This is a genomic window from Sulfurimonas sp. HSL-3221, assembly GCF_021044585.1.
GTDB classification, from domain to species: Bacteria; Campylobacterota; Campylobacteria; order Campylobacterales; family Sulfurimonadaceae; genus Thiomicrolovo; species Thiomicrolovo sulfuroxydans.
This window is the reverse complement of the sequence record NZ_CP087998.1, coordinates 618075-640990: the sequence shown is the minus strand read 5'-3', so window position 1 is coordinate 640990 and position 22916 is coordinate 618075. Positions and strand designations below refer to the sequence as shown.

Annotated in this window: 24 protein-coding genes; 11 read left to right on the top strand and 13 right to left on the bottom strand. The window is 56.7% G+C overall.

The window, feature by feature from the left end; all coding sequences use genetic code 11:
- Positions 1 to 82 precede the first annotated feature (82 nt).
- Both LOH54_RS03235 and LOH54_RS03230 read left to right on the top strand, forming a co-directional pair.
- Complete coding sequence (locus LOH54_RS03235; protein WP_231020360.1) at positions 83 to 292, top strand: hypothetical protein; 210 nt, start codon at positions 83 to 85, stop codon at positions 290 to 292.
- Positions 293 to 455: 163 nt separating this feature from the next.
- A complete protein-coding gene (locus tag LOH54_RS03230; RefSeq protein ID WP_231020359.1) occupies positions 456 to 665 on the top strand; it encodes a hypothetical protein in 210 nt (69 codons plus the stop codon).
- Positions 666 to 685: 20 nt separating this feature from the next.
- On the opposite strand, the gene LOH54_RS03225 is transcribed toward LOH54_RS03230, so the two are convergent.
- From LOH54_RS03225 to hemB, 3 genes are all read right to left on the bottom strand, one after another.
- Positions 686 to 1888 carry a multiheme c-type cytochrome gene (locus LOH54_RS03225; protein ID WP_231020358.1) on the bottom strand — a complete coding sequence of 401 codons (1203 nt, stop codon included), beginning with the start codon at positions 1886 to 1888 and terminating at the stop codon, positions 686 to 688.
- 81 nt (positions 1889 to 1969) lie between these two features.
- The gene (gene argF / locus LOH54_RS03220; RefSeq protein ID WP_231020357.1) at positions 1970 to 2890 is read right to left on the bottom strand and encodes an ornithine carbamoyltransferase; all 921 of its coding nucleotides are present in this window, start codon (positions 2888 to 2890) and stop codon (positions 1970 to 1972) included.
- 69 nt (positions 2891 to 2959) lie between these two features.
- Complete coding sequence (gene hemB / locus LOH54_RS03215; RefSeq protein ID WP_231020356.1) at positions 2960 to 3925, bottom strand: porphobilinogen synthase; 966 nt, start codon at positions 3923 to 3925, stop codon at positions 2960 to 2962.
- Between the two features lie 62 nt (positions 3926 to 3987).
- On the opposite strand from hemB, the gene ribA reads away from it, so the two are divergent.
- From ribA to LOH54_RS03195, 4 genes are read left to right on the top strand one after another with little or no spacing between them, the layout of a single operon-like run.
- A complete protein-coding gene (gene ribA / locus LOH54_RS03210) occupies positions 3988 to 4557 on the top strand; it encodes a GTP cyclohydrolase II (protein ID WP_231020355.1) in 570 nt (189 codons plus the stop codon).
- A 2-nt stretch (positions 4558 to 4559) separates the two neighbouring features.
- Positions 4560 to 5153 (top strand): 16S rRNA (guanine(527)-N(7))-methyltransferase RsmG, encoded by a 594-nt coding sequence (gene rsmG, locus LOH54_RS03205; protein WP_231020354.1) that lies wholly within the window; start codon positions 4560 to 4562, stop codon positions 5151 to 5153.
- Entirely contained in the window at positions 5144 to 5374 is a 231-nt protein-coding gene (locus LOH54_RS03200) for a PP0621 family protein (RefSeq protein WP_231020353.1), read from the top strand. Before rsmG ends, LOH54_RS03200 begins: the two co-directional genes overlap by 10 nt.
- A gap of 1 nt (position 5375) precedes the next feature.
- Positions 5376 to 5768 carry a hypothetical protein gene (locus tag LOH54_RS03195; RefSeq protein ID WP_231020352.1) on the top strand — a complete coding sequence of 131 codons (393 nt, stop codon included), beginning with the start codon at positions 5376 to 5378 and terminating at the stop codon, positions 5766 to 5768.
- Between the two features lie 15 nt (positions 5769 to 5783).
- On the opposite strand, the gene LOH54_RS03190 is transcribed toward LOH54_RS03195, so the two are convergent.
- Complete coding sequence (locus LOH54_RS03190; RefSeq protein WP_231020351.1) at positions 5784 to 6803, bottom strand: alanine racemase; 1020 nt, start codon at positions 6801 to 6803, stop codon at positions 5784 to 5786.
- A 21-nt stretch (positions 6804 to 6824) separates the two neighbouring features.
- On the opposite strand from LOH54_RS03190, the gene LOH54_RS03185 reads away from it, so the two are divergent.
- The gene (locus LOH54_RS03185; RefSeq protein WP_231020350.1) at positions 6825 to 7868 is read left to right on the top strand and encodes an agmatine deiminase family protein; all 1044 of its coding nucleotides are present in this window, start codon (positions 6825 to 6827) and stop codon (positions 7866 to 7868) included.
- Here the strand turns inward: LOH54_RS03185 and LOH54_RS03180 are convergent.
- Positions 7846 to 7995, bottom strand: coding sequence for a hypothetical protein (locus tag LOH54_RS03180; RefSeq protein ID WP_231020349.1), 150 nt, complete (start codon positions 7993 to 7995; stop codon positions 7846 to 7848). The two genes, LOH54_RS03185 and LOH54_RS03180, sit on opposite strands and share 23 nt — an antisense overlap.
- 107 nt (positions 7996 to 8102) lie before the next feature.
- Between LOH54_RS03180 and LOH54_RS03175 the strand changes: the two genes are divergently transcribed.
- On the top strand, positions 8103 to 10124 hold the full coding sequence (locus tag LOH54_RS03175) for a TonB-dependent receptor (RefSeq protein WP_231020348.1): 2022 nt from the start codon (positions 8103 to 8105) through the stop codon (positions 10122 to 10124).
- A gap of 360 nt (positions 10125 to 10484) precedes the next feature.
- Here LOH54_RS03175 and mgtE read toward each other — a convergent pair whose 3' ends face one another.
- A complete protein-coding gene (gene mgtE / locus LOH54_RS03170; RefSeq protein WP_231020347.1) occupies positions 10485 to 11831 on the bottom strand; it encodes a magnesium transporter in 1347 nt (448 codons plus the stop codon).
- Positions 11815 to 13029 carry a peptidoglycan DD-metalloendopeptidase family protein gene (locus LOH54_RS03165; RefSeq protein WP_231020346.1) on the bottom strand — a complete coding sequence of 405 codons (1215 nt, stop codon included), beginning with the start codon at positions 13027 to 13029 and terminating at the stop codon, positions 11815 to 11817. The genes mgtE and LOH54_RS03165 overlap by 17 nt, the downstream gene beginning before the upstream one ends.
- Before the next feature lie 129 nt (positions 13030 to 13158).
- Here LOH54_RS03165 and LOH54_RS03160 point away from each other — a divergent pair, with 129 nt between their 5' ends.
- The 3 genes from LOH54_RS03160 to LOH54_RS03150 all read left to right on the top strand — a co-directional run bounded on the left by LOH54_RS03160 (position 13159) and on the right by LOH54_RS03150 (position 16297).
- Positions 13159 to 13968, top strand: a complete 810-nt coding sequence (locus LOH54_RS03160) for a plasminogen-binding N-terminal domain-containing protein (RefSeq protein ID WP_231020345.1) — start codon at positions 13159 to 13161, stop codon at positions 13966 to 13968.
- Positions 13965 to 15350, top strand: a complete 1386-nt coding sequence (locus LOH54_RS03155; protein WP_231020344.1) for an FAD-linked oxidase C-terminal domain-containing protein — start codon at positions 13965 to 13967, stop codon at positions 15348 to 15350. Before LOH54_RS03160 ends, LOH54_RS03155 begins: the two co-directional genes overlap by 4 nt.
- A gap of 65 nt (positions 15351 to 15415) precedes the next feature.
- Positions 15416 to 16297: a YihY family inner membrane protein gene (locus tag LOH54_RS03150; protein ID WP_231020343.1), complete on the top strand. Its 882-nt coding sequence runs from the start codon at positions 15416 to 15418 to the stop codon at positions 16295 to 16297.
- Here LOH54_RS03150 and LOH54_RS03145 read toward each other — a convergent pair.
- The 6 genes from LOH54_RS03145 to LOH54_RS03120 all read right to left on the bottom strand — a co-directional run bounded on the left by LOH54_RS03145 (position 16202) and on the right by LOH54_RS03120 (position 22870).
- Entirely contained in the window at positions 16202 to 17350 is a 1149-nt protein-coding gene (locus LOH54_RS03145) for a ComEC/Rec2 family competence protein (protein WP_231020342.1), read from the bottom strand. The two genes, LOH54_RS03150 and LOH54_RS03145, sit on opposite strands and share 96 nt — an antisense overlap.
- 188 nt (positions 17351 to 17538) lie before the next feature.
- Positions 17539 to 18981, bottom strand: a complete 1443-nt coding sequence (locus LOH54_RS03140; protein ID WP_231020341.1) for a replicative DNA helicase — start codon at positions 18979 to 18981, stop codon at positions 17539 to 17541.
- Entirely contained in the window at positions 18981 to 20042 is a 1062-nt protein-coding gene (ispG, locus tag LOH54_RS03135; RefSeq protein ID WP_231020340.1) for a flavodoxin-dependent (E)-4-hydroxy-3-methylbut-2-enyl-diphosphate synthase, read from the bottom strand. Before ispG ends, LOH54_RS03140 begins: the two co-directional genes overlap by 1 nt.
- A gap of 48 nt (positions 20043 to 20090) precedes the next feature.
- Complete coding sequence (locus LOH54_RS03130; protein ID WP_231020339.1) at positions 20091 to 21926, bottom strand: primosomal protein N'; 1836 nt, start codon at positions 21924 to 21926, stop codon at positions 20091 to 20093.
- 49 nt (positions 21927 to 21975) lie between these two features.
- Positions 21976 to 22398: a type II secretion system protein gene (locus LOH54_RS03125; RefSeq protein WP_231020338.1), complete on the bottom strand. Its 423-nt coding sequence runs from the start codon at positions 22396 to 22398 to the stop codon at positions 21976 to 21978.
- A 16-nt stretch (positions 22399 to 22414) separates the two neighbouring features.
- Positions 22415 to 22870, bottom strand: a complete 456-nt coding sequence (locus LOH54_RS03120) for a type II secretion system protein (protein ID WP_231020337.1) — start codon at positions 22868 to 22870, stop codon at positions 22415 to 22417.
- Positions 22871 to 22916: the final 46 nt, after the last annotated feature.

Below are 22916 nucleotides of genomic sequence, written 5' to 3'. Positions count from 1 at the left end.
GGCGACCTGACTCCAATTTTTTACTCCCCCTTAAACCATCCCCTGTAGAATGCTGCTCCTGAATTTCATTGAGGATAGAGAAATGATTACAGTTAAAATGGAAAAAGAGTGCGGCTGCTTCAAACGCTCGGACTATGAAGCGGTCAAGACCTTCGAGAACAAAGATGACGCCCTCCTGTATGCCCAGGAGCTCTGCAGCGATATGAACGAGACCTTCTGCCAGAAACACGCTTTCCGCGTTACTGAAACGGCGGACAACGAAATGACCATCAACATGGCGATGAACGGCTGAGCCGTTCATCACACCACGAAGACTCGCGGCATCTCCGTCGCTGTTATCTCCCCCCACTCTTCTGTCTGATTAACACCTTTCCCGGGCCTTTTATACCCCGCTGTAGAATAGCCTATGCATCCGCAGTTTTATCTCTGTAAAACACCACGATAAGGAAAGAACAATGGTTACGGTAAAGTTGGAAAAAGAGTGCGGATGCTTCAAAGATGCGAGAAACATTGATTCGGAAATGTCGTTTGATACCAAAGATGCCGCGATGATCTATGCCAAAGGATTGTGCAGAACCATCAATGAGGAGTTCTGCGGAAAACACTTCTTCCGCCCCGCCGAGACCGCGGACGATGAAGTGATGATCAAGCTCATTAACCGCTAAGCGGGTTCCCCGGCCCCGCTTTAGAGCCTGATCGTCGTACGGTTGATAAACTTCTTCTCGCTCCACTGTGGTTCTTTCAGCTCAAGCAGTGAGCGGATTTCGTCATTCACCAGGCGGTAGTGCAGTTCGAAGGTCACCTGTCCGGCCCCTTTGACCATCGGGACTTTGAACGTCTTTGAACCTCGTGCCGGGACGGACATATCATCTGTCGAGCCAGCCGCCAGGTGCGGGATCGTCGGTTTGCCCCGTTTGTCCGTATAGTGCTGGGTCATCGAGATGCTCTTCGTTTCGATCACTTTGGAACCGCTGCGGTAGATGACGTCGAGGATCAGCTCCCGCGCACCGAAGCCCGTCGGAATATTGTGAGGGTTCTCATTGCTGAGCGTCACGATAAAGCTGTCGCCGCTCTTTTTCGCTTCAATCCCCAGGGCATCCTGCCAGAGCCAGTTCGTATGGGCACCGACAAAGCCGTGTTCGCGGATCATGCGCTTCTTCGGTTTGCCGTTGTCGATCGGAAGGTTCGACGCGACCCCCTCCTTTTTCGGGCTCATATGGCAGTCGGCACACTGCTTCGTCGTATCCTTGTACTCTTTTTGCGTGTTGGCAAAGACGAGGTTCTCCGTAGAACGGTCATTGGCGTGGCAGACGAAACAGAGCTGTTTCGGGTCCTTGCCGAAGAAGTCGCGGTACTGTGTCTTGTGGTAGGGGGACTTCGCGTCCTCGATCGGACCGCTCATAATGCCGACCGGGTTCCACTGGATCCGGTGCACGCCCCGCTTGTCCGCCGGGAGGTCATGCTTGATACTGTCGACGTTGTGGCAGACCAGGCAGTTGACCCCCTCTGAAAGCGAACTGTCGCTGACCGCGGCATTGACCTCGCTCCCCTCATCCAGCCCCATCAGGACATCGATCTGGTAGTTGATGTCCGTCGACGTCACGGCAACGCGGGGGTTATGGCAGGCGGCACACTCCACCTTCACGGCATTGATGGGCTTGCGCGTCTTGCGGGCGTAGTACTCCATCGATTGGCGGAGGTACTCGTCATGTTTATAATGTGATTTGGCGTGATAGGAACCGGACCATTCATTAACAATGGCGGCGTGGCAGGATTTGCACTTGCTTGAGTCGTGATATTGTGAATTGAGTTCGGGGGCGGCCTCCGTAGCGTACGTCGAGGCGCCGAAAGCGGCAAACATCAGTAGAGTCGCGGCAATACGTTTCATAACCTTGGTCCCTTTTTAACAGTTTAAATATGATTAAAACTATTATAGGGCGTAGGCGGACCAAAGTCAATTAAACAGATTTTAACGCGCCCGATCGAGCCAGACCATCAATCCTTTTTGGGCATGAAGGCGGTTCTCCGCCTCGTCGAAGATCACACTCTGGGGGCCTTCGAGGACCCCTTCGCTCACCTCCTGCCCCCGGTAGGCCGGCAGGCAGTGCAGGAAGATCGCATCTTCTGCGGCAAGCGCCATTTTCGCTTCGTCGACGATGTAGCCGGCGAAATCGCGGATGCGCTGCTCTTTTTCGTCTTCCTGACCCATCGAGGCCCAGGTGTCCGTCGTCACGACCGTCGCACCGGCAATAGCTTCTTTCGGGTCGTTCCCGACCTTGATGACGGCACCGCTCGTCTTTGCCATCTCCAGGGCGTCCGCAAGGATCGCCCCGTCGACTTCATACCCCTTCGGCGTCGCCACGCGCAGTTCAAAACCGAGCTTGGCGGCGAGCATCAGCCACGAATGAGTCATATTGTTGCCGTCGCCGACATAGGCAACAACAGGATTTTCCGCCTGACCGTGTTCGATCATCGTCATATAATCCGCCAGTAGCTGCACCGGGTGGTAGCTGTCCGTGAGGCCGTTGATGACGGGGACCTTGGAGAAGGAGGCGAACTCTTCGAGCATGCTCTGCTCGAAGGTACGGATCATCACCATGTCGCACATGGAGGAGATGACGCGGGCCGTATCTTTGACCGGCTCGCCACGGCCCAGGTGGATGTCGCGGTTGGAGAGGAAGAGCCCCTGTCCGCCGAGCTGGTAGATCCCGGTCTCGAAACTGACCCGGGTCCGCGTCGAACTCTTCTCGAAGATCATCGCCAGCGTCTGCTTGTCCAGATAGGGCTTGTGTTCGCGGCGTTTACACTCGGACTTGATCTGCAGTCCGAGGTCGATGATGGAGAGGATCTCCTCTTTGGTGTAATCTCTGAGGGTTAAAAAGTGTCGCATTTTCTGCTCACGGCGTAACGGGTTTCCCCGGAATGAAAGCGCCCATTATATCGTAAAGTGCGAAAAAGGCTACAGCAGCCCCGCTACCTCTTTGGCGTGGTAGCTGATAATGATGTCCGCGCCGGCGCGTTTGAAGCCAAGCATCGTCTCCATCATCACCCGCTCGTAATCAATCAAGCCGGCCGCTCCTGCATGTTTGAGCATGGCGTATTCGCCGCTGACATTGTAGACCGCGAGCGGAAGAGAGGTCGCTTCGCGGATGTCGCGGATGATATCAAGGTAGGCAAGCGCAGGCTTGACCATCAAGATATCCGCGCCCTGCATCTCGTCCGCGATGCTCTCGGCGATCGCCTCGCGGCGGTTGGCCGGGTCCATCTGGTAGGTGGCGCGGTCCCCGAACGACGGCGTCGATTCCGCGACATCGCGGAACGGGCCGTAGTAGCCGCTGGCGAACTTCGTCGAGTAGCTCATGACCGGCAGGTTCTCGTACCCGCTGCCGTCAAGCGCCGTGCGCAGGGTCTCGATGATCCCGTCCATCATGCCCGAGGGCGCGATCATATCCGCGCCCGCTTGGGCATGGATGATCGCCTGCTGGCCGGAGATGGCGAGCGTCGCGTCGTTGTCGACGGTCTCGTGCACATGGTCGATGATACCGCAGTGGCCGTGGTCGGTGTACTCGCAGAAACAGAGGTCCGTGACGACGAACATCTCGGGGTGGGCCCGCTTGATTGCTTTGACGGCCGTGGCGATGATGCCGTTCTCATCCAGCGCATCGGAGCCCACGGAGTCTTTGACGTCGGGAATCCCGAAGAGGATAATGGAGTAGATCCCCAGTGCCTTGAGCGTTTCGCACTCGCGGATGGCTTCGTCGATACTCATCTGGAATACGCCCGGCATCGAGGCGACTTCCGTCTTGATCCCTTCGCCCGAACGCACGAAAAGAGGATAGATAAAATCGTCCGCACGGACGTGGTATTCGCGCACCAGAGCACGCAGATGGGAATTGAGCCGGTTACGGCGGAAACGTTGGAACATGTTCACCCTTGACAATTTTGCTATAATCGCATTGTAACAATTCCATCGTTAAAGAACTGTTTTTGCTTCAAAATATAAAGATTTCTGATGTTGCCAACCTCCCGTCCCGTTTCGGGAAGTTTAAAGTCCAAGCCTTCAAACAGGGCCATAAAGAGCACCTGGCGATCCTGCGGGAGCCTTTCGGCGACACCCCGGTCGTACGGGTCCACTCCGAGTGCCTTACCGGCGACGCACTGGGCAGTCTCAAGTGCGACTGCGGCGACCAGCTCGCCTATGCCCTCAACATGATCGAAAAAGAGGGCGGCATCGTCATCTACCTGCGACAGGAGGGACGTAACATCGGGCTGCTCAACAAGATCAACGCCTACGCCCTGCAGGACAAAGGCTTCGACACCGTCGCGGCCAATCATCAGCTGGGGTTTGCGGCCGACGAACGTACCTACGAAATGGTCCAGTTCATCCTGGCCCACTACGGGATTACAAAGATCCGCCTGCTGACCAACAACCCCCAGAAGATCAACGCCATCGAGGGGGTCGAGATCGTCGAGCGCCTGCCCATCGTCATTGACCCCAACGAGCACAACGAAAACTATCTGCAGGTCAAAAAAGAGCAGATGGGGCACCTCTTTTAATCATGACATTCGCCCAGAAGATCACCGCCCTCCCCGATGCCCCCGCGCAGCTGTTCTCCCACCTGGAGCGCTACCGCGACCTGCTCCTGCAGTGGAACAAGGTCCATAACCTCAGTGGCTACAAGGATGCCGCGACAGTAGAGTATTACCTCTACGACGCCCTCTACCCCGTTACCTTTTTGCCGCCGGTGGCGACGGCGATGGATATCGGGACCGGTGCGGGGTTCCCCGGGCTGATCCTCGCAATGGCGCAGCCGCAGACCCACTGGACCCTGGTCGAACCGCTGCAAAAACGCGCCGGGTTCCTGCAGTTCGTCAAAGCGACGCTGAACCTGGAGAACGTCACCGTGGCCAACTGCCGCGTCGAGGCGCTTCCCGATCAGCGCTTCGACCTCATCACCTCCCGGGCCGTGACCGATACCGGGATGCTCCTGAACCTCAGCACCCCCTACCGGGATGCGGCAACGATGCTGCTCTTTTACAAGGGCGAAAACGTCTATAACGAAGTGCCGGAGGATCTGCCCTTCCGCATCATCGAGACCGAGGAACGCCACTACCTTCTTATCAACCCTCCCAAGGAGACCGCATGCTCTTGAAAATCCTGCTCGTCCTCGGCGTCATCGCCGCCGTCTATTTCATCTTCTTCAAAAAAAGTACGCCGGTCGCGAAGCAACCGAAGTCCGACACTACTTCCAAAAAGAGTGACGATGACACGATGGTGCCCTGTGAAGCTTGCGGCGTCTTCGTCAGCGTCAAGGAAGCCTTTATCAAAGAGGGAAAATACTACTGTTCAAAAAGCTGCATGGAGGGTGCCTGAAATGCTGATCTTCGGCCACCCGCATCTGGCATCGGAATCTTTCTACCACATCGACGGTCCCGAAGCGATTGCGGCGACCCCCGCGGGCAGCACGGTACTTTTCGCATGGGACCCGTCCAACCTCGACCTTGTTTCTTATTGTCAAGCGAACGACATCCCCTTCGCCCTCGAAGCTGCCTCGGTCAAAGAAGCGCTCTTTGCCGAAAACAGCGGTGCGCGCTTTATCCTGGTCGAGAGCACCCTGGCTCCTTCGGTGCAGAAGGTCGCGGAGACCTACCTTTTCGATGCGAAGGTACTGACCTATATCGAAGATGAGGCGCAGATCGAGGCGATGGCGTTCGAGGGGATCGACGGAGTGGTCTTCGCCGAAGCGGTGATCAAAGTCACCGGGTAAACACTTCTTTAAGCGCTACTCGATGATCTTGCGCGGCAAGCGGGGGTCCAGGCCGACAAGGACCTCGTAAGAGATGGTCCCGGCCGCCTGCGCGTAGCTGCGGGCATCGTTGAAGATGAGCAACTCGTCCGCGTCGCCGGCAAAGCTGCAGTTGTCCATGGAGACGCGCCCCAGCATTTTTTCGCCGCCGGGGGCGCTGTAGCGGTTCGAGGCCGTCCGCAGCAGCCCGTCGGCATACCCGACGTCGTAGTTGCTGACCTGCAGTTGACGATCGGCACTGAAACACCCGCCGTATCCGACGCGTTCGCCCTGGTTGAGCCGCCGCTGGGAGATCTTTTCGCCCCAGAGCGAAAGAATCGGGAGCAGGTCCGGCTGCGGCAGGCCCTCGGGCATCTCCAGACAGCCGTACGCCGCGATACCGACACGCACCATATCATCATGTCCCTCGTGGCTTCTAAAGGTCGCCGCGGAGTTCGCGGAGTGAAAGCGGAGCTTCGTGAAGCCGTAGCGTTTGGCCAGCATCAGGGCTTCGCGCTTGACGCTTTCAAAGGTGTGGCGCTGCCAGAAATATTCGCTTCCCATCTCATCCGCACTGCGGTGGTGGGTCATTACCCCTTCGAGCTTCAAGCCGTTTTTGCTGATCTTTTCAAAAGCGTGATGCAGCAGGTGCGGCGGGACCCCGTTGCGGTGCATCCCTGTATCGACCTTGAGCTCCACCCGGCTGCCGGGGGGAAAGCTCTTGATCTGCTCCATCGCATTTATGGTAAAACAGTACGCGGGCATCAGCACTGAGGGCGTATCCGCAAGGACGAGGATGTAATGGAACTTGTCCCGGACCTGCTCCGCTTCGTCAATGCTGCGGACGACGGCCCGGGTGATCCCGTATTTGCTCGCGACCTGCGCGATCTGCTTCAACCCGTGCCCGTAGGCATTGTCCTTGAGGACCAGTGCGATCTTGTCACGGCTCTGGAGCTGTTTGGAGATCATATTGAGATTGTGGTGAAACGCTTTGCGGTCTAGGGTGATAAAAGCCATACGACATTATAATGTCATAAATTGAATATAGCGAGCCCAGCAGTGCCCCAGCCGAAACGTCTCCCCGCCGAGTTTGAACCCCAGTCCTTCGTCCAGCTGATCTTCCCCCACGCCGACAGCGACTGGGCCCCCTACCTGGACGAAGCGTGCCGCACGTTTGCCCGCATCGCCGAAGCCGTCTCCCGCTATCAGCCCTGCCTTATTGTCTGTGACGACATTGCCCGCGTCCAGCGTTACGTCGCCCCGGGAGCGAACCGCTGTTTCATAGCGTACAAAACCGACGACACCTGGGCACGCGACTGCAGCGGCATTACCGTCGAAACGGAGGCGGGGTGCCTTATCCAGGACTTCACTTTCACCGGGTGGGGCGGCAAGTTCGAAGCGGCCAGGGACAGCGCCATGACCAATGCAATCGCCGGATGCTACGGCGCTCCCACAACTTCGCACCGTTTCATTCTCGAAGGGGGCGGGATCGAGAGCAACGGCGAAGGGCTGCTGCTCGTCACCGAAGAGTGTCTGCTCAACCCCAACCGCAACAGCACACTGACAAGCCGTGCAGAGATCGAAGCGGTCCTTTCTGAGACCCTGGGGGTGAAACGGACCCTCTGGCTCACCTCGGGCTACCTTGCCGGGGACGATACCGACAGCCACATCGACACCCTCGCCCGCTTCTGCGACGCCGACACCATCTGCTACGTCCAATGCACGGATGCTGCCGACGAGCACTACGAGGCACTGCAGACGATGGAGCGGGAGCTACAGGCGCTGCGCAATGACCGTAGCGAGCCCTTCCGTCTCGTCCCTCTGCCGATGACCGAGGCGATCCATTTTGAGGACGAACGGCTGCCGGCGACCTACGCGAACTTCCTCATCATCAACGGCGCCATCCTTGTCCCGGTCTACAACGACCCCCACGACGACGAAGCACTGGCGATTTTCAGACGCCTCTTCCCCGACCGGGAGGTCATCGGTATCGACTGCAGCGTCCTGATCCGGCAGCACGGTTCGCTGCACTGCGTAACGATGCAGTTCCCCGCCTGCGTTACTCTGCGCTGCCCTGCATAACGGCTTCGACCTTCTCCGGCGTCACGTCCTGCTCCGTGAAGAGCAGGGAAAAACCCTGAAAAAGAAAAAAGGCCGACCCGGCGAGCAGCAGGACGATTTTGATGATCTGTTTCGTTTTGTCATTCATGGGCGCCATTGTAACGCATCCTCTGCGAAGCGATAAGCATTTAACAGACTCCTAACACTTTTGCTCTACTATTGACGGTTTTGAATGTAATTGAATGAAGGACAAGAATGAAGAAAACAGTATTGGTTTCGCTGGCCGCGGCCGCACTGCTGGCCAATGAAACGGTAGAGAACAACGCCACGGACAGCGACGTAGCGACGCTCGGCAGCATCGTCGTCGAAAGTTCATCGCTCAGCGACGTTAACACCGAAGAGATCAAATCCGCCGACACCGCCGAGGCATTGGCCAAGCAGGTGCCGAGCATCACCCTGGTCCGCCGCAGCGGTATCGCCAACGATATCATCCTGCGCGGCCAGAAGCGCGACAACATCAACGTCATCGTCGACGGCGGCAAGATCTACGGCGCCTGCCCCAACCGTATGGACCCGCCGACCTCGCACGTCATCACGAACAACATCGCCTCGATCAGTATCATCGAAGGGCCGTATGACGTCGAACACGCCGGAACGCTCAGCGGTCTTGTGACCGTCGACACCGTCCAGCCGGACAAAGGAGTACACGGCAATTTCAACGCCGGGCTCGGCAGCTTCGGCTACTCGAAAGTCGCCGGCACCCTCACAGGCGGTAACGATACGGTCCGCGCGCTGATCGGCGTCTCGGGCGAATGGAGCGGCCAGTACGAGGACGGCAGCGGAAACACCTTCGCCGACCAGATCGACAACGCCGTTGCCGCGGGCACGGCCAAGGCTCCGAATGCCTACCTCCCCTCCGAACGCGACCGCAGCGCCTACGCAAAACGCTCCGTAATGGCAAAACTCTTTGTCAACCTGGCCGAGAACCAGGAACTCCGCCTCGGCTACACCGGCAACCGCAGCGACGGTGTCCTCTACCCCAACTCCGGGATGGATGCCCGCTATGACAACTCGGACCTCTACAACGTCCAGTACGTGGCCACGGATCTGACCAGCTGGTCCAAGGAGCTCCGCGCCACCTACTACTACTCCTACGTCGACCACCCGATGTGGACAGAATGGCGCAAATCCTCCATGATGATGGGGACAATGACCAACCACCTCACTTCCACGATCCAGGGGGCGACGCTCAAAAACACGACGGCACTTTCGGACACATTGGATCTGACCCTCGGCCTCGACGGCAGCCTGCGTAACTGGGATGGCGCTTATGACATGAACGGCACCTATATGGGCCCAAGCATCAACGATGCCGACACCCGCAACGTCGCCTTTTTCGCCGAACTGGAAAAACGCTATACCAATGCAGCCTACAAGCTGGGGCTGCGTTATGACGATACGGCCATCACCTCGGGAAATCCCGCCCTGCAGGACAATGACTACACCTCCGTCGGCCTCAACCTTTTTGCGGACTACTCCCTGACGGAGAGCCTCGGCTTCTTCGGCGGGATCGGTATGGCCTCCCGCGTCCCGGACGCCCGCGAGCTCTACTTCCAGAAAAGCGGCATGATCGTCGGTACGCCCGATCTTGACCAGACGACGAACTACGAAGCCGACCTGGGGATGACGAACACCTACAGCAATTTCAACCTGAAGACGCGCCTCTTTTACAGCCGCCTGAAGGACTATATCTACTATAACGCCACGCCGACGATCATGCAGAACAAGTTCGAGAACATCGACGCCACGATCTGGGGTGCCGAAATCGCCGGTACATGGTTTGCCAGCGATTCCGTCTACGTCGACTTCGGTGCGGCATACCAGTACGGCAAGAAAGACAGTGCGCTCAGAGACCAGAACGGCACCAACCTTGCCGATATTCCGCCGCTCAAAGGCCACCTGGCGCTCAACTGGAACTATCGTGACGACAGTCTGGCCACCATCGAAGGCGTCGCCGCACACCAGTGGGACCGTTACGATGCGGAGAACGGTGAACAGGCTATCGGCGCCTGGGCGGTCATGAACCTCAAAATCGATCACCGCATCAACCGTAACTTCGGTCTGATCGCCGGCGTCGACAACGTGTTCAACGCGACCTACGCCGTTTCGAACACCTATAAAGACCTGACGCTGCTCAGCCTCGATCCCGCCGGGGACGTCATGCTGCTGAACGAACCGGGGCGTTACTTCTACGCCAACGTCTCTTATAAATTCTAACGCCGCAGGAGCCAAACAAGGGTACCGCTCGCAACGCGATGTTTCCTTGAAAGCCCCTCCGGCTACGCTGACGCTGTGTCCGCTTCAGCAGCGGGCTCATACCCCAAGGGCACTTCCTCCGGGGCGCGTGCAGTCAACCGCACTTCATTTATTTTTACAAACTGTAAAAGCGACCCTTCGCCTCGCGAGATTTACTTGAAAAGCTCGGCTACTTCGCTGACGCCATGCCTGCTTTAGCAATGGACTCATGCCATAAATGTACTCCCTCGGGGGCATGCATCTATGGCGCTCTTCCGCACCGTCAAATATCAATGATCTTATAGAAATGTTTACAAGGGAGCCAAACCCTTCAATGAAAAATCAAAGAAGGATAATCTTGGCGAGTCCGAGGAAGCTGAAGAAGCCGAAGACGTCCGTCGCCGTCGTCAGCAGGACGGTCGAGCCGACCGCCGGGTCGATGTTGAGGCGCTTGAGCAGCAGGGGGATGGAAGCACCGAAAAAGCCGGCGATAAAAAGGTTGATGATCATCGCCATCCCGATGACCATTCCCAAGAGCGGAAGCTGGAACCAGGCCCAGGCGATCAGCCCCATAATCAAAGCAAAAAGCAGCCCGTTGAGCAGCGCAACGGCGATCTCCTTGTAGAGCGCCGATTTGGCGTTGCCGAACTCGATGTCCCCCAACGCCATCTGGCGTACCATGACCGTCAGGGTCTGCGTGCCCGCGTTGCCCCCCATCGATGCGACAATGGGCATCAGAATCGCCAGCGGGACATAGGCCGCGATCGTCGCATCGAACAGGCCAATGACCGCCGAAGCGAGGATGGCCGTCAGGAGGTTAACAAAGAGCCAGCTTGCACGGTTTTTGAAAACCCCTTTGATACCCTCTTCCTGCTCAACCTCGTCGTTGACCCCGGCGAGGTTATAGATCTGCTCGGTGGCACGCTCTTCGATGACGTCGAAGATATCGTCCGAGGTGATCCGCCCGACAAGACGGCTGTCGTGGTCGACAACCGGCAGCACGGCGACGTCGTACTGTTCGAAGATCGTTGCCACTTCGTCGATGTCGTCGGTCGCCTCGACCGATCGGAACTCTTTGGGCCCCATCTGCGCACGGAACGTCTGCTCGAAATCCATCAGGATCATGTCTTCCAGTGCAACGGTCGCAACCAGGCGGTGCTCGTCATTGACGATGTAAAGCTGGTGGACATTCTCCAGTTCGCCCTCTTCTTTGAGCCGTTTGAGCCGGGCGATCGCATCGCGTACCGTCTCGTCAAGGGTCGCTTCGAAAAGCTCCGTCTGCATCCACGCACCGGCCTGGTCATCTTCGTAGCTGCGGATCTTGTCGATATCTTCGCGGTCTTCCTCGTCGAGCTGTTCGTAAACGGCCTCGGACTTATCTTCGTCGAAATCGACGATATCCTCGATCAGCTCTGCGGCGTCGTCCGAATCCAGCCCTTCGACCGCCTCGGCGAGCTCGTCACTGGAGTAGTGCTCGATCGCATCCTCTTTGAGCTTTTCGGGCAGTTCGAGCAGGACCTCTCCCCGGACATCCTGGGGGATCCGGCCGAGCATTCCGCGGAAATCCTCCGGGTTATCCTTGTGAACATTTTTAAGCAGGTAAGCGATCTCGCTGGCGTGGGGAAGATGTTCCGTCTTGGCCAGCAGGAACTGCTCGAACGCATGCTTGATCTCACTGATGTGTTTCATTAATCTCCCCCTTTTTCAGCGGACGGCAGCTTTCGGGATCGATATAGCAGGCGTTGTCGATCGTCTCCACTTTCACAGCCTCCGTCGGGTGCGCAAGCACTTCCTCGACCTTGGTATCAAGACTTGCCATCCGGCCTTTGAAGGCTTTAAGTGCCTTGCCGCCGAGCTGTTTCGTTGTCACCTGGACCACCCGTGCCGGATTGATCGCCCGGCCGTTCTTATAGAGGCCGAAATGGAGGTGCGGCCCGGTCGAAAGCCCCGTGCTGCCCACGTAGCCGATCACCTGGCCCTGCTTGACCGGTTTACCGCTGCGGATACCGCCTTTGAGTGCCTTCAGGTGGGCATACAGCGTCACATACCCGTCCCCGTGACGGACCTTGACAAGATTGCCATACCCGCGCGTCCGTCCTGCGAAGATAACGGTTCCGCTGCCGGCAGCCAAGACCGGCGTGCCCCGCGGCGCGGCGTAATCCACCCCGAGGTGGGCACGGTAGCGTTTGAGAATCGGGTGGAAGCGGCGCAGCGTAAACCCGGAACTCACCCGGCCGTTTCGAACGGGTCTGGAGAGCAGGAATCCCTCTACCTGGCGCCCTTTTTCATCATAATAGCGCTCATCGCTGTTCAGGTAGACCGAATGCCGTTTCCCCCGCATTTCAATCATACCGACCTTCAACTCCGGCATGCCGAAAGGGCTTCCAAGACGGTACTTCTGCGTATAGACCATCACCAGCCGGTCCCCTTTTCGCAGATCCCGGCGGAAGTTCAGGGAGTTTTTGAACCCGGCGACGAAGGTATGCGCCAATGAGCGGGAACCTGTCGCTTTGAGAATATCGTAATAGGGGGAGTTTTCAATGGAGAGCGTGATCGACTCCTGCTCAGTCGACGCGATCACCGGGATTGCTTCAAATGCGTAAGTGGCCGCTTTGCGGTAAAGATGCAGCTGCAATTCGTCGGAGACGGGAATGAGCACCTGTTCAATCGTGCCGTTTCGGTCATGCATCACCTGATAGGGCATGCCGGTTCGAAGTTCCTCCGTCAGCTTCTGGTCGTCGCTGTCGATATCGTAATAAAGCGCCTGCGGAAGATGGAGACGCTCCAGGAACATCAGATAGCTCTCGCCCTCGCTCCATTTGTACGTTTCCACCGACGACGCCAACAGCACCAGGGGCGCCAAAAGCAGCCAAAAGACCCGAACCAAATCTCACCTCCATCCAACGGATGTGAAAGGGTAGCAGATTCGTCCTAAAGCCCAGCTCTAAAGGGTATAAAGAGCCCATTTATCAACGCTAGGCTATAATTTTTGCCCATTTAGATTGCAAGGTTTTCAGTGATAAGAGTCTTCTATATTCTTCCGTTATTTTTAGGGTTTCTTCATGCCGGCGCACTGCACCTCTCCCTCGAAAGCGTCTCCGCCGAGAATGCGTCCGGTACGATCAAGACGGCGCGCGTCGAACCGGGCGTCAGCGGTTTTGTCGTCCGCCACTTTACGCCGGAGCACAGTGCGATCATCGCCAATGCCGTCGCCGAGCGCTATGACGACGCGGCCGGTGTCCTGACCGTCGCCTTTTCCGAATACAGCGGTCTGCAGCAAAACTCCCTGCCGCGCGGCGAGTGGCAGCCCCAAGCAGGTGACGAGGTCATCCTCGCCTTCGCTTATACCCGCGGTGTACTGATCGCCCCGACGCGTGCCACCTACTTCAAGTTGACGGAACAGCTCGGCAGTGTCGACTGGATGCATCCCGATACCCTGGCAACCTACCTCTCCTACCGGGGACATCCGACGCCGCTCAAAGAGGACCTGGCCGGATTCTGCACCGTTGCCACGACGGGTCTGCTCTTCCTCTACCTTGACGACACCCTCTTCACCCTGGACTGCCAGAGCCTGAGCCTGCTGCAGGTCACCCAGGCCGGTCTGAGTTATGAGAAGCCGCTGCTCCCTTTCTACACCCGGGTTAAAGAGATCGACGCCAACTGGTTCGGCAGCGGCAGCGGCAGGCTCGATGCCTATGAACCCTATTACCTCGAACTGCTCGTTGAAAACAACCCGCACTCGCAGAAACTATACGACTTTATTCAGTCGCATCCAAGCGCCGATAAGCAATTATTAGACGAATTTGACCTGAAGGGCCAGCCATGATCGATCCCAAGCACCTGCAGCACTTCGCCGCCGTTGTCGGCGACGACAACATCTACAGCGACAAAGCGCATCTTCTCGCCTACTCCTACGATGCGACCCGCGAACGTTTCGAACCCGATGCCGTCCTCTTCCCGCGCCATGAGCAGGACGTCAGCGACATCCTGCGCTACTGCGACGAACACGGCATCGTCATCGTTCCCCGCGGCGCAGGAAGCGGCTTTACTGGCGGGGCGCTTCCCAGCCACGGCGGGATCGTCCTCGCCTTTGAAAAGCATATGAACAAGATCCTCGAGATCGACATGCAGAATATGGTCGCCGTCGTACAGCCAGGGGTCATCAACATGGACCTGCAGCGCGCCGTCGAAGCGGTCGGGCTTTTCTATCCGCCGGACCCGGCCAGCCAGGACTACTCCACGATCGGCGGCAACGTCAGCGAGAACGCCGGCGGTATGCGGGCGGCGAAATACGGCATCACCAAGGACTATGTCATGGCCATTAGGGCGGTGCTCCCCAACGGCGACGTCATCAAGGCGGGCAAACGGACCATTAAGGATGTCGCGGGCTATAACATCGCAGGGATCCTCATCGCCTCGGAGGGGACCCTGGCCGTCACGACGGAGGTGACCCTCAAACTGATCGCCAAACCGAAAATGACCAAGACGGCAATGGGGGTTTTCCCCTCCGTCACGGAAGCGATGGAAGCGGTCTACAAAACGATGGCCTCGGGTGTCACCCCGGTGGCGATGGAGTTCCTCGACAACCTCACCATCCGTGCCGTCGAGCAGACCTTCAACAAGGGCCTTCCCGTCGATGCCGGTGCCATCCTCGTCACCGACGTTGACGGCAACCTCGAACCCGACCTGGACTTCCAGCTCGCCCAGATCGAGAAGGTCTTCCGCGAGAACGGCTGTTCGGACTTCGTCATCGCAAAAGACAAAGCCGAAGCCGCCGACCTCTGGTTCGCGCGCCGAAACGCCAGCCAGTCCCTCGCCGTCTACGGCAGCAAGAAGCTCAACGAGGACGTCACCGTCCCCCGCTCCGCCCTGCCGGGACTGCTCGAGAAGTTCTACGCCATCGCCGACAAGTACAACATCAACATCCCCTGCTTCGGCCATACGGGCGACGGCAACGTCCACACCAACGTCATGGTCGACGGCAAGGACCCCGAACAGGTCAAAATCGGCTACAAGGCAATCGAGGAGGTTTTCCAGGCCACCATCGACATGGGCGGGACGCTGAGCGGCGAGCACGGCATCGGCCTGGCGAAGGCCCCCTACATGGGCATGGCTTTTACCGACGAGGAGATGAATCTTTTCAAGGCGATCAAAAAGGCCTTCGACCCCAACAACATCCTCAACCCGAACAAGATGGGACTCGACTAACCCATACTCCCCCGGTGCGCCCCTGCGCACCGCTTCCGTAAAGCGCTTTGTGCTACAATCTTCGTATGCAAGAGAACATCCACCGCTACTCCTGGAAACGCTTTAAGCGGCACGCCCGCTACTACTGGAACCAGCTCCTTGACTCCGAGCTGACCTACTACGCTTCGAGCCTCAGTTTCTACACGATCTTCACCGTCATACCGCTGCTGATGATCATCCTCTCCATCGCGGTGACGATGCCGAGTTTCCAGGAGTATTACGCGGATCTGAAAACCTTTCTCATCGAGAACCTCCTGCCTGTACAGTCCGAACAGATCTCCCAATATATCGACGAGTTTCTCAGCAACGCCGTCAAACTCAGCGTCGTCGGTTCCGTGATGATCGTCGTCGCCTCCATGCTCTTTTTCGAAAACTACGAGTACATCGTCAACAAGATCTTCCATACAAAACGCCGCTCCATCTGGCAGTCGGTCACGACCTACTGGACCCTGGTAACTTTGAGCCCGATCGCCTTCGGTCTCTCCATCTACCTCTCGACCCGGGCCGCCGCCGTACTCGGCGAATACGGGGCGACGGCATGGTTCAACCTGGTGAGCCTCTTCCCCTATTTCATCGTCTGGATGCTTTTCTTCATCATCTACAAGATCTCGCCCAACACCAACGTCGACACCAAGGCCGCCTTTATCACCTCCTTTATCATCGCCGCCGTCTGGACGCTGGCCAAGAACGGTTTTGTCTACTACATCTTCTACAACAAAACCTATTCAACCGTCTACGGCTCCTTCTCGATCGTCCTCTTCACCTTTATCTGGATCTACACCTCGTGGATCATCTTCGTCTACGGCCTCAAGCTATGCTACCTGATAGACCGCGCCTACAAATACCGCCGTGGCCAGAAAGGGCAGGAGCATTTTGACCGTCTTGGATGGAAGCGCAAGCAGGCTTAGAGCGCCCCAGGAGATCAGCAGCCACCACCCTGCCTCCACCCTGACCGCAGATACTGGCAGTTCGAGAATCCAGACGATCGGTGCATCAAGAACGCCTCCAGCACCGGCAGCGTGCAGCAGCAGCGTCAGCGGGTAGAAAGGGATAAAGAGCATTGTCCAGAGGATAGAGAGCGGGTGAAGGGCCGAGAAGGTACCGAAAATCGTCAGCGCGATCGGCAGCATCATCAGGTAGACCCACACGTGCATCCCGACGAAGGTGAATATTTTGCCCCGGTCGGCGAAAGTGTGCAGGAAAAGAAAAATATAATAGACCCCCGCTACGGAGAGGCAGAACCCGACGGAAAAGAGCAGCCGGGGCCAGATAGCAATCAAGAGTACGGCGGCGATGAAGAGGGATTGGAACGAGAGCAGCCGGAGGCCGCGGTCATAAAGAAAAAAACCGATGAGCATCATCGCGAAAGCGCGCAGCACGGAGGGCGGCAGTTGCAAAAAGAGGGCATAGCCCAACAGGATCATTGCCGTGACAGCGAACAGATCCCTGTGCGCGTTGCGCCAGGGAAACCAGCGCGACTGCAGGGCGCGGTAGGGAAAACGCAGCAGTGTAAACAGAAGCACACTGAGCAGTCCCAGGTGGAAGCCGCTGATCGCCAGCAGGTGACTGATGCCCAGCTGCCCCAGGGACGTTCGCAACTCGGTTGGCAGCGGCGTTGCCGTAAAAAGTGCGGCAAAAAGCGCTCCGCTTCGTCCCTCGTCATGCTGGGCGGCGAACCACTCCCCCGCCCGAAACTTCCACTGGCGTCGCGGCAAGACGGCATCGACAGCGCCATGGGCGAAAAAGCCGCTGAGATAGTGCCTGAAATCCAGACGGTCCGTTCGCAGCCAGACCCGTACCGCATACCCCTGCAGGTTCCGCAGGGCCGCCGGGGCCGTCATATAAAAGAAGGCACCCGCCTCGCTGCGCAGCTTCAACACCTGGTAGGTCCGCTCCGCCTTGCGCTTTTCATACTGCTGCTCGACGGTCGCAAAGATCACCGCATCGTCATACCGGGTCAATTGCGTATAAGCACGATACTCCCCGCCAAGGGAAAGGAGAAAAGCAGCGAAAACGAAACCCAGGAAAAGGGCAACTTCCCGTGGGGAGGTTAAAAGAGAAGGGGGCTCTAGTTTCATATAGAATAACTATTTTGGTTTATAGATATTCTATCAAAACTTATTGAAGGGAGTAGTGGGGTACGGGTTGATCAGATCGTCGGCATCGAAACGCTGCCGACATCCATCTCCGCGCTTTTCGTATCGACGTTCTCGTAGACGATCTCCGTTGCATTATAGGTCGGCATATCGACAAAACGGGTCAGCCGCTTCTGGAAGAGCAACTTGACATGGCCCGTCGGACCGTTACGCTGCTTACCGATGATGATCTCGGCCTCTTCCTCCTCTTTCTCGACATAGGTGGGCGTAAACTCCTTGCCTTCGGCCTTTGCCGCCTTTTCACGCTCTTTCTCCTCCTTGTAGAGGTAGACGTCGTCGCGGTAGACGAAGAGGATGATGTCGGCGTCCTGCTCGATGGAGCCGGATTCGCGGATATCGCTGAGCATCGGGCGCTTGTCGTTGCGCGACTCCAAGCCGCGGTTGAGCTGGGAGAGCGCGACGATGGGCATCTCCAGCTCACGCGCCAGCATCTTCAGCCCCCGGGACATTTCGCTGACCTCCAGGTGGCGGTCCCGCGTGCCCGTGCCGCTCATGATCTGCAGGTAGTCGATAACGGCCATCTCGATCTCGGGATGCTGCCCCTTGAGCTTGCGCAGACGGGAACGGAGCTGGTTGATGTTGACCGAGCCCTGGTCATCGACAAAGAGCTTGCTCGACTGCATCCGTTCGACCGCCTGTCCGAGTCTTGTCCACTCCTCGTCATTCATATCCCCGACACGCAGTTTCTGCAGCGGGACGGAGGTATCAACGGAGAGCAGACGTAGCATCAGCTGCTCCGCCGGCATCTCCAGGGAGAAGAAAGCGACGCCCTTCCCTTTTCGCAGCAGGTTCTGCACCATGTTAAGCGCAAAGGAGGTCTTCCCCATTGCCGGACGCGCCGCAACGATGACGAGGTCCCCCTTGCCGAAACCCGTCGTCATCTTGTTCAGTTCAGCGAACCCCGTATCGACACCGACCAGTACGGAATTACCGCGCGCCTTCATCTCTTCGATGTATCGCATCGTATCGATCGTCACCGACTCGGCGTCTTTGAAATCGCTCGTCTGCGAATCCTGGGTGATCTCGTAGAGCTTTTTCTCGACCATGTCCACGACTTCGCTGCTGGGCCACTCCTCTTCGAGCGCGACCTTCTTGATCTCCGTCGTCAGGGTCAGCAGGTGCCGCTTGAGGGATTTATCCTTCAGCTCTTTAATGTAGGCCGCCGTATTCGAGATCGGGTTGGCCGAGAGGATCTCGAGCATCACGTTCTCATCGAACTTCTTCTTCGCATTGAGCTCTTTGCGGATAAACTCTTCGTCGATCGGCTCGTCCCGGCGGGAGAGGGAGACGATGGCACCGTAGATATCCTGGTGTGCCGGCAGGTAGAAATCCTCCGACTTCAGAATCGCTTCGAGCTCCTCGAACTGGGAAGGTTCGAAGATGATCGAACTGAGTACGGCTTTTTCAAAGGCGAGGTTGTAGAGTTTCTCTTCCATTATTCGTTCCCTCCCGCCATCTTTTCAACCTCGTCGACGAACTTGTCCACCAGCTCCTTCTCCTCCAGGCGCGCAACAACTTCGCCCTTCACCATCACCAGGCCGCTCCCCTTGCCGTAAGCGATCGCAACGTCGGCATGCTGCGCTTCACCGATGGCATTGACGACGCAGCCCATAACGGAGACGTTGAGCGGGGCCTTGATATGCTTGGTGCGCTTTTCGATCTCGTCCACCGCGCTCACCAGGTCCGCTTCGATCCGGCCACAGGTCGGGCAGGAGATAATATTGAGCCCCTCCCCCGCCGCGCCGGAATCTTTGAGAATAGCGCGGCCGACGTTGATCTCCTCTTCGAGTTCGCCGGTGATGGAAACGCGCATGGTATCGCCTATCCCCTCCAGCAGCAGCGTGCCCAGACCGATGGCACTCTTCACCGTCGCGTGGAACTTCGTGCCTGCTTCGGTCACCCCAAGATGGAAAGGGTAATTGTTCTTCGGACGCAGCAGGCGATACGCCTCGACGGTACGCTGCACGTCGCTGGCCTTGAGGGAAACCTTGATATCCGTAAAGCCGAGGTCTTCGAGAAATTTGATGTTGTACTCCGCCGAGGCGACCATCCCCTCCGCCGTCTGGCCGTACTTCGCATCGAACTGTTTTTCCAGGCTGCCCGCATTGACGCCGATACGGATCGGGATGTTGCGTTCCTGGCAGGCTTTGACGACATCCTTTACCCGGCTTTTTTCACCGATATTGCCCGGGTTGATGCGGATACAGTCGACGACTTCTGCCGCTACGAGGGCCAACTTATAGTTGAAATGGATGTCGGCGACAAGCGGCAAAGATATCTGTTCCTTGATCGATCTGAGTGCCAGCGCATCTTCCATATCCGGGACGGCGACACGCACAATGTCACACCCCGCGAAATGAAGGCGGTTGATCTGTTCAACCGTCGCTTCGACGTCGCGGGTACGGCTGTAGGTCATCGACTGAACGGAAATAGGCGCATCCCCGCCGACGGGGACATTTCCGACATAAATCTGCTTGGTAGGATAGCGCTTAATCATAGAGGGATTTTAGCCAGATGGCCGTTAGTTTGAGCTTTCAAATCGATATTAGCCGAACTCGATGGGATCCATATCGATCTCGGCCAGCGGCACCTTCGTCGTTTTGAGCGCCCGGATCAGGTCAGTGCTCTTATCGGAGCGCAACAGAATCTGATAGCGGTATTTCCCCGCGATCTTTTCAATCGGTGCCTTCCCGGCCCCGACGATTTCCACCGTGTCGAACACTTTCAGTCCCGTTTCCATCTGACGCATCGCCGCTTCGGCAGTCTCGCTTTTTTTGTGGGCAAAGAGCACGCGGCAGAGCTTTTTGTAGGGCGGGTACATCCCTTCTCTGAAGAGTTTCTCCTCCTCCAAGAACCGTTCATACGCATCGACATAGGCGGAAAAGAATTCGGCATTGAAAGTCTGCACAATGACGCGTGCCGCCTTTTTCCGGCCGCTGCGCCCCGCGATCTGCAGCAAAAGCGACAATGCGCGCTCCCGAGCTCGGTAATCGCTGAGACTGAGAAGGTTGTCCAGACCCAAAACGACCGCGAGCGTCACTGCATGGTAATCATGCCCCTTCGAGAGCATCTGCGTCCCGACAAGCAGATCAATCTCGTGTTCGTTAAAAGCGTGCAGCAGCTCTTTGAGCTTTTTCTGGGTTGTGATCTTGTCCCGGTCGAACTGCGCCACCCGCCACTGCGGCTGCTGCTCATGGAAATATTCGACCGCTTCCGCCGTGCCCAGACGCGAACTGACAAGGTCACCCGTCTGGCATTCGGGACAGTGCTGGGGAATCGCCTCGGCAAACCCGCAGTAGTGGCAGCGTACCTGACGGCGGTAGCGGTGTACGCTCATCCCGACACTGCAAAAAGGGCACTCATAGGTATAGCCGCAGCTGCTGCAGATGAGATATTTGAAATTCGCCCGGGTCGGGATAAAAAGCATCGCCTGCTCTTTTTGCGCCACGGTCGCCTCGATGGCCGATTCGATCTTCGGCGTAATCCCCTCGGCATGTGCTTCAAACTCAAACGCGCGCTCGCTCTGAAAATGCCCGCCTTTGAGCCGGTAGTGGGGGAATTTCACATAGGAACTGAGTGAAGGGGTCGCACTGCCAAGCACCACCGGGATCTTGAGCAGTTTCCCGTAATAGATCGCCATATCCCGGGCATGGTAGCGCGGGCGTGAGGAGGATTTATAACTGTCGTCATGCTCCTCGTCAACGATGATCACGCCAAGATCGTCGATCGGCAGGAAAAGCGCAGAGCGCGGGCCGGCGATGATCCCCGCCTCTCCGCTACGAATCTTGATCAGTGCTTTCTCTTTCTGCTTCTTCGTCAGTTTCGAGTGCCACATCACCACGGCATCCCCGAAATGCGCCTCCAGGCGCTTCTGCATCTGCGGTGTCAGCGAGATTTCCGGCATGAGGAACAAAGAACGTTTTCCCTGTGACAGCATCGCCTCAAAATATTTCATATAGATCTCTGTCTTGCCCGAACCGGTATCGCCGAAAAGCAGTGAGACCGGATGCTTTTTCAGAAAAGTCAACACCTCTTCCTGGCGTTTCGAAAGTGCAATTGAGCCATACAGCGTCTGATCTACCTCGTTTGACAATCCGTCATAAGGGACAAAGAGCCCCAGCGCTTCCCCCAGGGAACAAAAATAGTATTCGGAGATAAATCTTGCGAATTCGATTTGCCAATTTTTGAAATAGGCGCTTTGTAGTGCAGTGATCTTTTCGGTTTCAAAAGCAGGTTGTTCCACCTGCTTCATTACGATACCGAGACGCTTTCTCGTCTGTAGCGACACCTCAATGATTTGCCCCTTCTCCAAAGGTGTATCAGATGCGTAAGTCAGTGCACCAAGCGGGGTATTTAAAAGAGAGAGTTCAAAATAGGGCATTGGCTATCGTGAAAGGAGAGAAAAAAGTTTCACAATAGCCGTAGCAACATCAGTTACCGACAAGCCCGTCACAGTATATCTGACCGGTTGTCGTTAGATTAAACGTACCGTTTGCATTATTATAGGTAAAGCCGCAGTTCACCGTTCCTACTTGGTAGATATAATTCGGGTCGGTACCCCGCCAGTGCCCTCCGGCCGTCTTGGGTGTTACTGCGTACATCAGGATCGTCCCTGTTCCGTTTCCGTCAAACAGTTTCCCGCTTGCAACGCCTGCACCGCTCAACGAAGAGGGATAGGATGTCTGCCCTCGCAGGAGGTATTGCTGCCGTACAGAAATGATTCCGGAACGGATCGCAGCGACATCAGCCGCCCCTTTGGATATCTGCGCATCCTCTCTTGTCGCTGCAAATTTTGGAATGGCAATAGCCGCCAAAATTCCCAGTACAACAATAACAAAAACAAGTTCAATCATTGTAAATCCATATCGTTTAGCGTACAATGGTTCTTCCTTTCAATGGAATGGGAAATTTCCCTTCGTCGATAACATCATGTAACCCGAGACAGAGATCATCGCTACCAGCATTCGCATAACTGAGTTGGATCTCTTCAACATTTCCATCACTACTTTGATTAATGTCAAGCATGACACAGTTTGGAATCGTTCCCATAATAAATGAGACATGCCTTGGAGATTCGGTCGCTTTTCCAGCAATAACAACATTTTTGATCGCTTGAGACATATTTGACATCGTTGGATCGACCGCTCCCCTCGCCACAACATGAGCAGCACATTCAAAGCTGCCCGTCATAACATCGCTCGCCATTCTCGATATTTCTGCATCATCACGCACCGCCGCTAATCTTGGGATCGCGATGACTGCAAGAATTCCTAACACCAACATGACGAATATCAACTCAATCATCGTAAAAGCGGCTTTTTTCATGGTTGATCCCTTAATATCCATGTTACACCTTTAATTCTAATTGCAT